The organism is Streptomyces sp. NPDC104096 (assembly GCF_055584385.1).
The window spans coordinates 22,453-36,072 of record NZ_JBVJMD010000001.1 but is presented as its reverse complement, the minus strand read 5'-3'; the positions used below and the strand labels follow the sequence as shown (position 1 = coordinate 36,072).

14 protein-coding genes are annotated in these 13,620 nt (G+C 73.2%); 4 read left to right on the top strand and 10 right to left on the bottom strand.

The features are described from left to right. Positions 1-133 precede the first annotated feature (133 nt). Entirely contained in the window at positions 134-781 is a 648-nt protein-coding gene (locus ACZ60B_RS00180) for a histidine phosphatase family protein (RefSeq protein ID WP_351617517.1), read from the bottom strand. A gap of 74 nt (positions 782-855) precedes the next feature. Continuing rightward, a complete protein-coding gene (gene hemL, locus ACZ60B_RS00175; RefSeq protein WP_469382887.1) occupies positions 856-2,187 on the bottom strand; it encodes a glutamate-1-semialdehyde 2,1-aminomutase in 1,332 nt (443 codons plus the stop codon). A gap of 481 nt (positions 2,188-2,668) precedes the next feature. Between hemL and ACZ60B_RS00170 the strand changes: the two genes are divergently transcribed. Continuing rightward, entirely contained in the window at positions 2,669-3,295 is a 627-nt protein-coding gene (locus ACZ60B_RS00170; protein WP_469382885.1) for a hypothetical protein, read from the top strand. Positions 3,296-3,410: 115 nt separating this feature from the next. Here ACZ60B_RS00170 and ACZ60B_RS00165 read toward each other — a convergent pair whose 3' ends face one another. After that, positions 3,411-4,184 carry an MBL fold metallo-hydrolase gene (locus ACZ60B_RS00165; RefSeq protein ID WP_469382884.1) on the bottom strand — a complete coding sequence of 258 codons (774 nt, stop codon included), beginning with the start codon at positions 4,182-4,184 and terminating at the stop codon, positions 3,411-3,413. 89 nt (positions 4,185-4,273) lie between these two features. Here ACZ60B_RS00165 and ACZ60B_RS00160 point away from each other — a divergent pair, with 89 nt between their 5' ends. After that, a complete protein-coding gene (locus ACZ60B_RS00160; RefSeq protein ID WP_469382882.1) occupies positions 4,274-4,966 on the top strand; it encodes a CGNR zinc finger domain-containing protein in 693 nt (230 codons plus the stop codon). 31 nt (positions 4,967-4,997) lie between these two features. Here ACZ60B_RS00160 and ACZ60B_RS00155 read toward each other — a convergent pair whose 3' ends face one another. The 4 genes from ACZ60B_RS00155 to ACZ60B_RS00140 form a co-directional block, all read right to left on the bottom strand. Further along, a complete protein-coding gene (locus ACZ60B_RS00155; protein ID WP_469382880.1) occupies positions 4,998-6,440 on the bottom strand; it encodes a HAMP domain-containing sensor histidine kinase in 1,443 nt (480 codons plus the stop codon). Beyond that, entirely contained in the window at positions 6,441-7,286 is an 846-nt protein-coding gene (locus ACZ60B_RS00150; protein WP_469382878.1) for a response regulator transcription factor, read from the bottom strand. 145 nt (positions 7,287-7,431) lie between these two features. Beyond that, complete coding sequence (locus tag ACZ60B_RS00145; protein ID WP_469382877.1) at positions 7,432-8,022, bottom strand: FMN reductase; 591 nt, start codon at positions 8,020-8,022, stop codon at positions 7,432-7,434. After that, positions 8,019-9,134: an LLM class flavin-dependent oxidoreductase gene (locus ACZ60B_RS00140; protein ID WP_469382875.1), complete on the bottom strand. Its 1,116-nt coding sequence runs from the start codon at positions 9,132-9,134 to the stop codon at positions 8,019-8,021. Before ACZ60B_RS00140 ends, ACZ60B_RS00145 begins: the two co-directional genes overlap by 4 nt. 124 nt (positions 9,135-9,258) lie before the next feature. Between ACZ60B_RS00140 and ACZ60B_RS00135 the strand changes: the two genes are divergently transcribed. Next, positions 9,259-10,803, top strand: a complete 1,545-nt coding sequence (locus ACZ60B_RS00135; RefSeq protein WP_469382874.1) for an MFS transporter — start codon at positions 9,259-9,261, stop codon at positions 10,801-10,803. Between the two features lie 54 nt (positions 10,804-10,857). Here ACZ60B_RS00135 and ACZ60B_RS00130 read toward each other — a convergent pair whose 3' ends face one another. Beyond that, positions 10,858-11,748, bottom strand: a complete 891-nt coding sequence (locus ACZ60B_RS00130) for an NADP-dependent oxidoreductase (RefSeq protein ID WP_469383527.1) — start codon at positions 11,746-11,748, stop codon at positions 10,858-10,860. Between the two features lie 176 nt (positions 11,749-11,924). On the opposite strand from ACZ60B_RS00130, the gene ACZ60B_RS00125 reads away from it, so the two are divergent. Continuing rightward, the gene (locus ACZ60B_RS00125) at positions 11,925-12,341 is read left to right on the top strand and encodes a winged helix-turn-helix transcriptional regulator (RefSeq protein ID WP_469382872.1); all 417 of its coding nucleotides are present in this window, start codon (positions 11,925-11,927) and stop codon (positions 12,339-12,341) included. Here ACZ60B_RS00125 and ACZ60B_RS00120 read toward each other — a convergent pair. Together ACZ60B_RS00120 and ACZ60B_RS00115 are read right to left on the bottom strand one after the other, a co-directional pair. Then, complete coding sequence (locus ACZ60B_RS00120) at positions 12,338-12,817, bottom strand: MarR family winged helix-turn-helix transcriptional regulator (protein ID WP_469382871.1); 480 nt, start codon at positions 12,815-12,817, stop codon at positions 12,338-12,340. The genes ACZ60B_RS00125 and ACZ60B_RS00120 overlap by 4 nt on opposite strands. A 198-nt stretch (positions 12,818-13,015) precedes the next feature. Beyond that, on the bottom strand, positions 13,016-13,453 hold the full coding sequence (locus ACZ60B_RS00115; RefSeq protein ID WP_469382869.1) for a hypothetical protein: 438 nt from the start codon (positions 13,451-13,453) through the stop codon (positions 13,016-13,018). Between the last annotated feature and the right edge of the window lie 167 nt (positions 13,454-13,620).

Genomic DNA, 13,620 nt, shown 5'->3' with positions numbered 1-13,620 from the left:
GCGACGAACGAGGAGGTTCCGCGCGATCACACGGATCTCGCGACGGCTGTCACGAACGGGCCATGGAACACCGGAGGTCGCTTTCGCGTCGGCGTCAGCGCCCCCGCAGGTACCCCTGGGTCCGTACCGGCGGCTATGCCCCGAAAGCCTTGCCCTGCCCCTTGACCGGCTTGGCGCCGGCGAGGAGATGGGCCGGGACGAGATCGCGGGCCGGCTCGGTGTAGCCGACGGAGACGATCTTGTCGCCCTGGTACGTGAAGGTCGTCAGCGAGGCGAGCGTGCACTGGCGCTTGCGCGGATCATGCCACAGCCGCCGCCGCTCGACATAGGAGCGCACAATCCAGATCGGCAGCTGGTGACTGACCAGTACGGCCTCATGGCCGCGGGCCGCGTCCTTGGCCGCGTCCAGCGCCCCCATCATCCGTACGACCTGGTCGACGTAGGGCTCGCCCCAGGACGGCTTGAACGGGTTGACCAGGTGCTTCCAGTTGTCGGGCTTGCGCAGCGCGCCGTCCCCGACACCGAAGGTCTTGCCCTGGAAGACGTTGTCGGCCTCGATGAGCCGGCCGTCGGTGGCGAGGTCGAGTCCGTGCGCCTTGGCGATCGGCGTCGCCGTCTCCTGCGCCCGCTCCAGCGGGGAGGCGACGACGTGGGTGACGTCGCGGGAGGCGAGGTGCTCGGCGACCCGGTCGGCCATCTGCCGCCCGAGCTCGGACAGGTGGTAGCCGGGCAGCCGCCCGTACAGGATCCCGTCCGGGTTGTGGACCTCGCCGTGCCGCATGAGGTGGACGACGGTGAGTTCGCCGTCGCTCGCGCCGGTGCCGCGACCGGCGGTGCCGTTGCCGTTGCCGATGCTCACGCCGTGGCCTCCGCGGCCGCTCGGGCCGCCGCCGGGAGGGCGTCGGCGATCCGCTGGAGGGCACGCTCGTCGTGGGCCGTGGAGACGAACCAGGACTCGAAGGACGAGGGCGGCAGATAGACGCCGTTCGCCAGCAGCGACTGGAAGAAGGCGGTGAAGCGGAAGGACTCCTGCGCCTTGGCGTCCTCGTAGTTGCGGACCGGGCGGTCCGTGAAGAAGACGGAGAACATGTTGGAGGCGGTCTGCAGCGTGTGCGCGACGCCCTCCTTGCCCAGGGCCTCGGAGACCAGTGCCTGGATCTGCCGCGACACGGCGTCGACCTTGGCGTACGCGGCGTCGTCGAGCAGGCGCAGCTGGGCGAGGCCGGCGGCGGTGGCGACGGGGTTCCCGGAGAGGGTGCCCGCCTGGTAGACCGGCCCGGCGGGCGCGAGGTGCTCCATGACGTCGGCGCGACCACCGAAGGCGGCGGCCGGGAAGCCGCCTCCCATGACCTTGCCGAAGGTCATCAGGTCGGGCTTGACCCCGTCGACGCCGTACCAGCCGGCCCTGCTGGTGCGGAAGCCGGTCATCACCTCGTCGGAGATGTACAGCGCGCCGTTCTGCGCGCAGGCGTCCTTCAGGCCCTGGTTGAAGCCGGGCAGCGGCGGTACGACGCCCATGTTGCCCGGCGACGCCTCGGTGATCACGCAGGCGATCTCACCCGGGTGCCGGTGGAACGCCTCGTGCACGGCCTCCAGGTCGTTGTACGGCAGCACGATGGTGTCGCCGGCCTGGGCGCCGGTGACGCCGGGGGTGTCGGGCAGCGCGAAGGTGGCCACCCCGCTGCCGGCCGCGGCCAGTAGGGAGTCGACGTGCCCGTGGTAGCAGCCGGCAAACTTGATCACCTTGGCCCGCCGGGTGAACCCGCGCGCGAGCCGGATCGCGGACATGGTGGCCTCGGTGCCGCTGGAGACCAGCCGCACCTGCTGTACGGGCTCGACCCGCGCGACGATCTCCTCGGCGAGCGCGACCTCGCCCTCACCGGGAGTACCGAAGGAGGTGCCGCGGGAGACCGCGGCCTGCACCGCGGCGATGACCTCGGGGTGCGAGTGGCCGAGGATCATCGGGCCCCAGGAACAGACGAGGTCGACGTATTCCCGACCGTCCGCGTCGGTCAGGTACGGACCGGTGCCGGACACCATGAACCGGGGCGTACCGCCCACCGCGCGGAAGGCGCGGACCGGGGAGTTCACCCCGCCCGGCGTGACGACGGCCGCGCGGTCGAACAGGGCCTGCGAGGCAGGCGCTTCGTAGGGATAGGGCGCTCCTGAAGAGGGCGATTCGCTCATGACCTGCGACTTCTCCGACCTTCTCCGACTTGTTCGGACTCCGCTTGCTGCGTGACCTCCTCAGAGTAGGCCAGGGCCGGGGGACGGCAGGGAGCAGCGGGGCGCCCCGCGCACCGGCCGGACGGCGGGTCGTGACCGACCGTGCCCGAGCCGGAACGGTCCGAGCGGGGAGACGGCCGACCGGGACCGGCCCGGGCAAATCGGTGGACCGCCCCGTACCATCTGCGAAACTGGCACCTGATACACAGAGCAACGGACGGACCGAGCCGTGCCGGACCGCGCGCGCCTGCCCGGGCTCGCTCGAAGGCCTGCCCGGGAGCTCGCCCAGGGGCTCGTACAGGGCTCGTTCTCGGCTGGGAAGATCCTGTGGGCCGTTGTTTCGGCGCACGTTTCGGCGAGCGACCGTGGGGGAGGTCACTGTCACGATGATCGGGTTGCGCGGCGGGGGCCACGCGTCCTAGAAAAGCAGTCGGGTGGAGATATGCATCGCGGTGGCGGGCTGGGCGAAGGGACCGACGGTCTGGGTCCTCGACGCGCCCAACGGGGAAAACACCGGCGCGAGGCGGAGGAGCCGCACGAAACACTTCAGGCACATGGTGCACCGTTGGAGTCCGACCGGCTCGACCGTGAGGTCGGCCGGCTCAGGGCCGGTAGCAGGAATGGTGGTCGGGTGGGGGTGACGTACAAATACTTCGGCGCGCCTGACGGCGCGACGGCGGCCCGCGTCCCGATCTCGATGCGTCCCGAGGAACTCGGCGGCGACGAGCTCGGCATGGGCGGCATGTTCACCAAGATCAAGCCGGAGACGATGGCGGCCATGGTGCTGACCGGCATCCAGGGTGTCCCCCTCAACAAGGTGCCGCCCCTGGAACTGGTCGTCCTGCACCCCGACTACGCGGTCGTGAAGCTCCCGACCACGGTCGTCGACCCCCTGCGCGAGGTGGGCGAGGAGGCGGTGGGCGCGGCGGCGTTCATCTGGTCGACCGTGCCGGACCGGGGCGGCCCGCGGGACGCGTTCAACGTCTACCAGCTCCTGCACGAGTGGCAGGACTTCTCCCACCGACTGCACGAGGCGGGGCACCAGCCGTACTGCCTGGTGTGGCCGTGACCTGAGGTTTCTTACGAACGGGCGGAGCTTGCGGGCTCCGCCCTCGCCGTCTGTGCGCCCAGCGGTCCCGCCCAGGCCTTTCGCTCGGATCAGCCCGGCGTCGCGCGGTGCCGGTTCAGTCCAGTTGCAGCCGGTCCGCCAGTCCCGCCGCCTCGAACGCCGCGACCAGGTCCTCGCGGGTCTCCGTGAAGTGCGCCCAGCTGTCGCAGTGCGCGGGTACGACCCGACGGGCGCCGAGGATCGCGGCGGCCTCGGCGGCTCCGGCACCGTCGAGGACGAGCAGGGCGCCGTCGAAGAGCGGCTGGATGCGGGGCGCCCCCGCGAAGAGCACGGCGGTGTCCACCGGGCCGAACCGGCCCGCGATCTCCCTGACCAGGTCGAGCGAGGCGTTGTCGCCACTGACGTAGACCGTGGGCAGGTCGTCCGAGGTCAGCAGGAAGCCGATGACCTCGCCGGAGATCGGCTCGGCGCCCTCGGGACCGTGCAGGGCGGGGGCGGCCGTGACGGTGACGGCGCCGCCGTCGGGCCGGTCCAGTCGCGCGGACTCCCAGGGGGCCAGCCCGCGGGCCGTGCCGCCCAGGCGGCCCGCGCCGCCGCGGGTGGTGAGGGTGAGCGGCACGTCCGCGAGCAGGGCCCGGCCGGAGCGGTCGAGGTTGTCGGGGTGCTCGTCGTGCGAGAGCAGCACCGCGTCCACGGGGCCGAGGTCGCCCGGCTCGACGGGGGACGGGACGGTCCTGGTCAGGGTCGGACCGCCGGGGGTCGGGTAGTGACCGGTCCCGTCGAAGGTCGGATCGCTGAGGAAGCGCAGTCCGCCGTACTCGATCAGGGCGGTGGGGCCGCCGAAGACCCGGACGGGAATCTGCTCGGTGGTCGCGTCGACAGGGGACATCAGAAAGCACCTCACGGATTAGAAGTCACTTATCCGTGAGGAACCGTAGTCGCTTCTCACGGATGGGCGCAAGACGTACCATGAGAGCCATGCGGAAGAACGAGGCCGGGAAGCCTGCCGAGCACGAGGAGGCCCAGAGGGCCGTGACGTCCGAGGAGGGCGGGATACCGGTCGCGCCCGGAGCGGACCGCTATCCCGCCCTCGACCTCGCCAACAGCGCCGTCGCGCTGACCGGCGGGCAGGTCCTCGATCTGCTGGGCACCCCCGCCGCCGCGACCCGCTGGCTCGTCGACCACGGTCTGGCGCCGGCCGACGCGGAACTGCGGGAGACCTGCGCCGCCCAACTGCGCTCGCTGCGCGAACAGATCCGCGCCCTGGTCTCCTCCCGGGTCGACGGCCACCCCGCCCCCGGCAGCGCCCTGAACGGTCTCAACGACGCGCTCACCCGGGCGCCCGCGGTCTCCCTGCTGCAGTGGGACGCCGCCCGCGGTCTGCACCGGGCCCTGTCCCACCCGACCACCCGGATCGTCGAGCGCGCCCTGGCGACCCTCGCCGCCGACGCCGCCGACCTGCTCACCGGCCCCGACGCGGACCGGCTCACCGCCTGCGGCTCCCCGCCCTGCAACCGCTATCTGCTGCGGCACGGCCGCCGCCACTGGTGTTCCACCCGGTGCGGCGACCGCGCCCGCGCCGCCCGCGCCTACGCCCGCCGCACCGGCGCAGACACCGGCACTGGCACCGGCACCGGCACCGGCACCGGCACCGGCACCGAGGAGAACTGACCTCGCCGGGACGGGACGAGCGGGAGCGGGCTCAGGATTCGCCCCGCCCTCGCCCCTCCACCGGTCCCCCGCCCACCGTGAACCCGATCACCGAGCCGCCGCCCTCCCGCCGGAAGGCGAACGGCGCGCCTTCGTGCGCCAGGGCCACCTCCCGCACGATGGACAGGCCCAGACCGGAGCCGGGCAGGGCACGGGCGTCGGCGGCACGGTAGAAGCGGTCGAAGATCCGGATCAGGTCGGCGCCCGCGATGCCGGGGCCCCGGTCGAGGACCTCCACCCGGACCGTGCCCGGCCGGGCCGGGCCCGCGATGTGCAGCTCGATGGGCGCGGTGCCGTCGCGGTCGAACTTCGTGGCGTTCTCCACGAGGTTGGACATCGCCCGCTGGAGCAGCCCGGGCCGCCCGTGGGCCGTGGTGTCGCCGCTCACGCGCAGCACGATCTCCCGCCCGGTGCGGCGCCGGGCGAGACCGACCACGTCCTCGGCGATGTCGGCCAGGTCGACCGGCTGGGCCGGCTCGGCGTCGGACTGGCCCGCGGCGAGGTCGACGAGCTCGTTGACCAGATCGGTCAGCTCGCGCGCCTCCTGGGTGAGGTCGGCGACCAGATCCTCCCGGGTGGCGGGCGGGAGTTCGTCGATCCTGCGCAGCAGCGAGATGTTCGTACGCAGTGAGGTGAGCGGGGTCCGCAGCTCGTGGCCGGCGTCCTGGACCAGCCGGCGCTGGTCCTCCTCCGACTGGGCGAGCCGGCCCAGCATCCGGTCGAAGGCGCGACCCAGCCGGCCCACCTCGTCGTATCCGGTCACCGGCACCTGCACGCCCAGGCGGCGGGTGCGGGCGACGTCCTCGGCGGCGGAGGTGAGGACGACCAGCCGGCGGGTGACGCGCCGGGCCAGCCACCAGCCGAACAGCCCGGCCGCGGTGACGACGGCCGCCATCAGCACCAGGGTGCGCTGCTGGAGCGTGCGCAGCAGGTCCTCGGTGTCGCTGAACTCCTGCGCGACCTGGACCGCGCCCCGGCCGCCGCCCAGGGAGACGGTCGCGACCCGGTAGACGTCGTTGCCGACGTCGACGTCCTTGTGCTCGGCGACCAGCCCGGCGGTGGCGGCCGCGGCGGCCGTGCGGTCGGCGTCGGCGACCGGCAGGCCCGGACTGCCCCGGTCGACGACCGCGCCGTCCGGGCCGAGCACCTGCACATCGGTGCGCGGGGGCCGTACGACGTCGTGGCCGGGCGCGGAGGAGGAGAAGTCGTCGGGTGTCATGCGGTGCTGGCCGACCTCGTCGCGCAGGTCCTGCACGACCTCGTCGAACACGGTCTGCTGGTCCACCCGCACGAGACGGGCCGCCGCGCTGTACGACAGGATGCCGACCAGCACGGTGACGGCCGCGGCCACCGCCGCGAACGACACCGCGAGGGTGGTGCGCAGCGAGAGCAGACCGGGCCGTCGCCAGGTCAGCAGCCGCCGGAAACGGCCCACTCAGTCCTCCCGCAGCACATAACCCACACCGCGCACCGTGTGGATCAGCTGCGGCGCGCCGGGCTCGTCGAGCTTGCGGCGCAGGTAACCCACGTACACGGCGAGGTTCTTGGAGCCGGGCCCGAAGTCGTAGCCCCAGATGCGGTCGTAGATGGTGGAGTGGTCGAGGACGATGCCCGCGTTGCGCACCAGCAGTTCCAGCAGCTCGAACTCGGTGCGGGTGAGCTCAAGTTCACGTGTGCCGCGCCAGGCCCGGCGCGCCTGCCGGTCCATCCGCAGACCGGCCGCCTCGATGTGCCGGCCGGGCTGCGAGGGGCCCGGCACCGAGCCGGACGCCGGACCCGGGGAAGCGCCCGGCGCCGTACCCGCTCCCGCTCCGGTCGACGGATCGGCCGGCGATCCGGCCGGCCCGGACGGGATGCCGGGCGCCCCGGCCGGGGCCTCGCCCGCGGTGTCGGCGGGGGCCGGGGTCTCGACCGGGGTGGTGCGGCGCAGCAGCGCGCGCAGCCGGGCGAAGACCTCCTCGACGTCGAAGGGCTTGACGACGTAGTCGTCGGCTCCGGCGTCCAGGCCCGCGATCCGGTCGGCGGTCTCCACCAGCGCGGTCAGCATCAGGATCGGGGTGCGGTCGCCCTCGGCACGCAGCACCCGGCAGACCTGGAGTCCGTCGATGCCGGGCATCATCACGTCGAGGACGAGCACGTCCGGCGGGGTGCGGTGGGCGTGCGCCAGCGCCTCGACGCCGTCGGCGACCGCGGTGACCTGGTAGCCCTCCAGGGCCAGGGCGCGTTCCAGCGCGTGGCGGATGGCGCGGTCGTCTTCGGCGAGCAGCACAGTCTGGGGCACGGACCCAGTCTGCCAAGCATCGCGGGTCGGACGACCTGATGATCTTGCCCAGGCCGCCCTTCTTACTGGCCTCTCACCCGCCCGGCCGCAACCCGCGCCGGGCGGCCTCCCACCCCGCCCGGCCGCGACCGGACCGGGCGGCCGTTCACCCCGCGGACCGCAGGGCGGCGAGCCGCTCGGCGAACGGCACCACGTCGAGGTCGTCCCTGACCGGCGCGGCCGCCGACAGCCCCCGCGTCAACGCGGCCAGTTCCCCCGCCGCCCGCTCGATCCGCCCCTCCAGGCCCTCCGCTCCCCAGTCCTCCGACGCCGCGTACACGCCCGTCGGCACGACCACCGCCCGCAGGTACGCGAACATCGGCCGCAGCGCGTGCTCCAGCACCAGCGAGTGCCGTGCCGTACCCCCGGTCGCCGCGATCAGCACCGGCTTGCCCGCCAGCGCGTCCTTGTCGAGCACGTCGAAGAACGACTTGAACAGCCCGCTGTAGGAGGCCGTGAACACCGGCGTGACCGCGATCAGGCCGTCCGCCCCGGTCACCGCCGCCTGGGCCGCCGCGAGCTTGCGCCCGGGGAACCCGTTGGTGAAGTTGTGCGCGATCTCGACCGCGAGGTCGCGCAGCTCCACCACCTCCAGCTCGACCTCGGCCTGCCGGCCGACGGCCGCCGCCAGCCGGTCGGCCAGCAGTCGCGTGGACGACGGCACGCTCAGCCCCGCCGAGACGACGACGAGCTTCATGCCCCGACCTCCTTCTTGTCCTTGTCGGCCTTCTTCTCCGCCGCGGCGGCGGCCAGCAGCGACGCGTGCGTCGGCGCCTCCGGGACGTCCGCCGGACGGCCCTTCGCGAACTCCTCGCGCAGCACCGGCACGACCTCCTCGCCCAGCAGGTCGAGCTGCTCCAGCACGGTCTTCAGGGGCAGCCCCGCGTGGTCCATCAGGAACAGCTGGCGCTGGTAGTCGCCGGCGTACTCGCGGAAGGACAGGGTCCGCTCGATGACCTGCTGCGGGGAGCCCACGGTCAGCGGGGTCTGCTCGGTGAAGTCCTCCAGCGAGGGCCCGTGCCCGTAGACCGGCGCGTTGTCGAAGTACGGACGGAACTCGCGCACGGCGTCCTGGGAGTTCTTCCGCATGAACACCTGGCCGCCTAGGCCGACGATCGCCTGCTCGGCCGTGCCGTGGCCGTAGTGGGCGTACCGGGACCGGTAGAACTCGACCATCCGCTTGGTGTGGTCGGCGGGCCAGAAGATGTTGTTGTGGAAGAAGCCGTCGCCGTAGAACGCGGCCTGCTCGGCGATCTCCGGGGAGCGGATGGAGCCGTGCCAGACGAAGGGCGGCACGTCGTCCATCGGCCGCGGAGTGGACGTGAAGCCCTGGAGGGGCGTGCGGAACTTGCCCTCCCAGTCGACGACGTCCTCACGCCACAGCCGGCGCAGCAGGGCGTAGTTCTCGATGGCGAGGTTGATCCCCTCGCGGATGTCCTGGCCGAACCACGGATAGACGGGACCGGTGTTGCCGCGGCCCATCATCAGGTCCACCCGGCCGTCGGCCAGGTGCTGGAGCATCGCGTAGTCCTCGGCGATCTTCACCGGGTCGTTGGTGGTGATCAGGGTCGTGGACGTGGAGAGGACCAGCTTCTCGGTGCGCGCGGCTATGTAGCCGAGCATGGTCGTCGGTGACGAGGGCACGAACGGCGGGTTGTGGTGCTCGCCGGTCGCGAACACGTCCAGCCCGACCTCCTCGGCCTTCAGCGCGATGGCGACCATGGCCTTGATGCGCTCGCGCTCGGTCGGTGCACGGCCCGTGGTCGGGTCCGGGGTGACGTCGCCGACGCTGAAGATGCCGAACTGCATGGTCGCTCAACCTCCAAGTTGTTGATGATTCAACTATACCCCTCCAACCGGACCCGGCCCGCAGGTATTCCGCCCGCGGACATTCGATTTGACGACCGGGGGTCGCGCGCGGATATTTATCTGCGTGACACAGATACTGCATTACGAAGATGATGATCGCCCGCGCACACCTCCAGCCCCGGCTCCGGCTCCGGCTCCGGCTCCGGCTCCGGCTCCGGCTCCGGCCGCAGACGGAACTCCGGCGGCCCGCCACCCCCTGCCCGCCCGCGCCCGCTGGGCGGTCCTCGCCGTGGTGCTGGCCGCCGACGTCCTGGACCTCCTCGACGGAACGATCACCAACATCGCCGCCCCGGCGATCGCCCGCGACCTGGGCGGCGGCCAGGGCCTCGTCCAGTGGCTCGGCGCCGCCTACGCCCTCGCGCTCGGCGTGCTGCTCGTCCCCGGCGCCCGGCTCGGCGACAAGTACGGCCGCCGGCGGCTGTTCCTGACCGGCCTCGCCGGATTCGTGGCCGCGTCGGCCGCCTGCGGACTCGCCCCGAACCCGACGGTGCTCGTCCTGGCCCGGCTCACCCAGGGCGCCTTCGGGGCCCTCGTCGTCCCGCAGGGCTTCGGGATCCTGGCCGCCACCTGGCCGCGCGACCGGATCGGCAAGGCGTTCAGCCTGTTCGGCCCGGTGATGGGCCTGTCCGCCGTCAGCGGCCCGGTGCTGGCCGGACTCCTCGTCGACGCCGACCTCGCCGGACTCGGCTGGCGCCCGATGTTCCTGATCAACCTGCTGCTCGGCGGCGCCGCCCTGCTCGCCGCCGTACGACTGCTGCCCCGCGACCCCGGCAGCCGCGACACGGTCGTCGACGGCCCCGGGACCGCCCTGCTCGGCGGGGCGATGCTCTGTCTGCTGGGCGGACTCATCGACGGCGCGGCCCGCGGCGCCTCGGCCGGGGGAGGTCCGGCCGGAGACGGCCCGGCCGTCCGCCCGCTCGCCCTCCTGCTGCTCGGCCTCGCACTGGCCGCGGCCTTCTGGCACCGCCAGCGCACCGCCGCACACCCGCTCCTGCGGCCGTCGCTGCTGCGCCACCGCGGCTTCACCTCGGGCCTGCTGCTCGGCGTCGCCACCTTCGCCGCCGTCTCCGGCCTGCTCTACGCCGTGTCCCTCTACCTGCAACAGGGCCTCGGCCGCTCCCCCGCGGGCGCCGCACTCGGCCTGGTCCCGCTGTCCGCCGGGATCGTCGTCGCCTCGATCGCCTGTTACCGGCTCGTCCACGCCTTCGGCCGCCGGCTCGTGGCCACCGGCCTGCTGATCATCCTGGCGGGCTGCGCGGCCCTGCTCCTGCTGTGCACGTTCGACCGGACCGGCGCCTGGGAACTGGTCCCGCCGCTGTTCGTCATCGGCGTCGGCATGGGCACCTGCTTCGGCACGGTCTACGACGTCACGATCGGCGACATCGCCCCCGAGGAGGCGGGCAGCGCGAGCGGCTCCCTCAACGCCGTGCAGCAGCTCGCCAACGCGATCGGCGCGGCCGCCGTGACGACCGTCTACTTCCGCGCCGCCCACCACGGCGAGACCCACGCCATGACGGTGAGCCTCACCGTGGTCGCCGCGGCGGTGGCCCTGTGCCTGCCGTTCGTACGCCTCCTGCCGCGCAGGGCGCCCGAGGAGCACGGCCACTGAGACCGGCGGCCGGACCCGGGAAAGGGCCCGTGGGACGTACGGGGACCTGTCGGCTCAGGGAAGGAGGACCAGCCGCCCCCGCACCCCGCCCTCCGCCAGCCGGGCGTGCGCCTTGACCGCGTCGGCCAGGGCGTACGTCCCCGCCACCCGGAGCGTCAGCACCCCCTCGTCCACCAGCCGCACCAGCTCCGCCAGCCGCTCCCCGTCGGCGCGCACCTCGACCGTGCCGGTCCGCACACCCCGCACCGCGCCGGGCGCCGCCCCCGGAATCACCCCGGCGTAGGCTCCCCCGTCCCGCACCCACGCCAGGGCGGTCCCGCCGAGCACCGCCGCGTCCAACACGGCGTCGAAGCCCGCCGGTTCGACCTCCCCGGCCGTGAAGTGCGCCGCGCCCAGGGACCGGACGAGCTCCTCGTCCTCCTCGCGGGCCAGCGCGGTCACCGACACCCCGCGCCGGGCGGCGAGTTGGACGGCATAGCCACCCACGGCGCCGGCCGCGCCCGTCACCAGCAGCGACTGCCCGGGCGCCAACTCCAGCATATCCAGGGCCTGTACGGCGGTCAGGCCGTTCAGCGGCAGGGTCGCGGCGGACACGGCGTCGGCCGTCGCGGGCGCCGCGGCCACCGCGTCCGCGCCGACGACGACGTACTCCGCGTGCGAACCCAGCGGCTCGGCCACGCCGGGGGCGAGCGCCACCACCTCGTCGCCCACGTTCCACGCGGCGTCCCGGCCGACCGCGTCCACCGTCCCCGCGACGTCCCAGCCGAGGCCGATCGGAGCGCCCGTCCCCCCGAACACACCGGACCGCACCGCCGCGTCGACCGGGTTCAGCGCGGCCGCCGCCACCTTGATCCGGACCTGTCCGGCACCCGGCTCGGGCACGTCGGTCTCCACGACCCGCACGGTCTCGGGACCGCCGAAGGACGTCACCACCACGGCACGCATCATCACAACTCTCCCCGCATTCCCGGCTTCCCGGATCTCTGCTTCTCGGATTTCTCGGCTTCGCGACAGGTGCGGCGCCTTCGCGCCGTCCCGTGCCGCTTCCGCAACCCTAGGAAGAGCTACTATCTATCGGGAAGTAGTTACCTGAAGGTGCCTACCGCACCCGGAAGAGAGCCATGGCGACCACGACAGCGGCCCAGCGGCGCGAACAGGCGCGCTTCGAGTACGACGCCTTCCTGCGCAGCTGCCCCACCAACCAGCTCCTCGACCGCATCAGCGACAAGTGGGTCAGCCTCGTCGTCTCCGCGCTGGCCGCCGGCCCGCTGCGCTACAGCGACCTCGCCCGCAGGATCGCCGGAGTGAGCCCCAAGATGCTCACGCAGACCCTGCGCTCACTGGAGCGCGACGGCATCCTCACCCGCACGGTCACCCCGTCCGTCCCGGTCCGGGTGGACTACGAGCTCACCCCGCTGGGCGGCAGCCTCGCCCACCTGCTCACCGCGGTGAAGGCCTGGGCGGAGACCCACTTCGACGAGGTCCACACGGCCCGGGAGCGCTACGACACCGAGAACAACGCCCCGAGCGCGCCCTAGACCCGCCCCTCCCGCAACCGGGTGATCTGCTCCCCGCTGAAGTCCACGGTCCGCCGCATGTGCCCGATGATCAGGGCCAGTTCGGTGTTGTCCAGGCCGTCGAAGAGGGAGCTCCAGCCGCCGGCCAGCCGGTTCCACATCTGCCCGAACTCGGCGATCCGCTCCGGCACGGTCGCCACCAGCACCCGCCGCCGGTCCCCCGCGTCCCGCTGCCGGACCACGTACCCGGCCTTCTCCAGCCGGTCCACCAGCCGGGTCGCCGACCCGGTCGTCAGGCCCGTCAGCTCCGCGATCCGGCCCGTGGTCACCGGCCCGCCCTCGAGCGTGAGCAGGTTCAGGCACTGGAGATCGGTGGGATGCAGGCCGAGATGGTCGGCGACCGCCTGGTTGAACAGGGCGTACGAGGCCATGTAGCGACGCGAGACGGTGGACAGCTCGTCCAGCAGCCGCGACCGCTCGTTCTCCGACCCGGACATGCCCACTCCTCTTCACCTGCGCCGTGCAGAGATCGTACGACGCAGAGAGCGCGCCGCGACCGGCCGGACCGGCCCGACAGGCCGGACGACGGGTCGATCGGCCAGAAGTAGTCCGACCCACACGTGTCTAGCAGGAAACCAGGCGATCCCCGCACCCCGAAGGAAGACGCGCCCCCGTCCCAGGGGCGCGCCCCTCACTCAGAAGGAGTACGGGTCTCCCGTGTCCAGGACCAGCACCCGCTGCCGGTCGTTCGCCCGGTTGCGGTCCACCGTGCCACCGGCCCACACCGTGTCGAGCGCCAGCGTCACCTGCTGCGGCCGGCCGCGCAGCCGCAGCACCAGCGCGATCCGCTCGCCGAACCCGTCCGCGGCCAGCGCGCCCGTCCGGCACACCACCTCACGCACCCCCGTACGGACGCAGCCGCCCGGCAGCCGCTGCCGGTCCGCGAGCGGCGCCGACCACAGCAGCCGCACGGTCGCGTCCGGCACGGCGGACGGGCCGTGGTCGTACGGGGTCAGCCGCACGTCGAGCAGGCCGCCGCGCAGCACCGCCGTACCGTGGTACGCCAGGTCGGCCTGCGGCACGCCCGCGGCACCCGCGAACGGCGTCGTCCCGCCGACGGCCGCCAGCGCCACCCCGCACACCACGAACCCCCGGGTGGCACGCGCCCCACGCGCCCCGCACGACCTCCGTACCCGCCGCTCCTCCCCGGTCCGCCGCGTTCCGCGTGCCCTACGTGGTCTCCGCATGCCGACACCACTCCTCACTCCGCTCGCTCCACCCCGGTCGCGGGGGTGTCACC

Excerpts from the sequence above, each read along its gene's own strand:
- ACZ60B_RS00180 (WP_351617517.1), bottom strand. The coding sequence starts at position 781 with ATGCGGCACGGCGAGGTCCACAACCCGGACGGGATCCTGTACGGGCGG.
- hemL (WP_469382887.1), bottom strand. The coding sequence starts at position 2,187 with ATGAGCGAATCGCCCTCTTCAGGAGCGCCCTATCCCTACGAAGCGCCT.
- ACZ60B_RS00170 (WP_469382885.1), top strand. The coding sequence starts at position 2,669 with ATGCATCGCGGTGGCGGGCTGGGCGAAGGGACCGACGGTCTGGGTCCT.
- ACZ60B_RS00165 (WP_469382884.1), bottom strand. The coding sequence starts at position 4,184 with ATGTCCCCTGTCGACGCGACCACCGAGCAGATTCCCGTCCGGGTCTTC.
- ACZ60B_RS00160 (WP_469382882.1), top strand. The coding sequence starts at position 4,274 with ATGCGGAAGAACGAGGCCGGGAAGCCTGCCGAGCACGAGGAGGCCCAG.
- ACZ60B_RS00145 (WP_469382877.1), bottom strand. The coding sequence starts at position 8,022 with ATGAAGCTCGTCGTCGTCTCGGCGGGGCTGAGCGTGCCGTCGTCCACG.
- ACZ60B_RS00140 (WP_469382875.1), bottom strand. The coding sequence starts at position 9,134 with ATGCAGTTCGGCATCTTCAGCGTCGGCGACGTCACCCCGGACCCGACC.
- ACZ60B_RS00130 (WP_469383527.1), bottom strand. The coding sequence starts at position 11,748 with ATGCGTGCCGTGGTGGTGACGTCCTTCGGCGGTCCCGAGACCGTGCGG.
- ACZ60B_RS00125 (WP_469382872.1), top strand. The coding sequence starts at position 11,925 with ATGGCGACCACGACAGCGGCCCAGCGGCGCGAACAGGCGCGCTTCGAG.
- ACZ60B_RS00120 (WP_469382871.1), bottom strand. The coding sequence starts at position 12,817 with ATGTCCGGGTCGGAGAACGAGCGGTCGCGGCTGCTGGACGAGCTGTCC.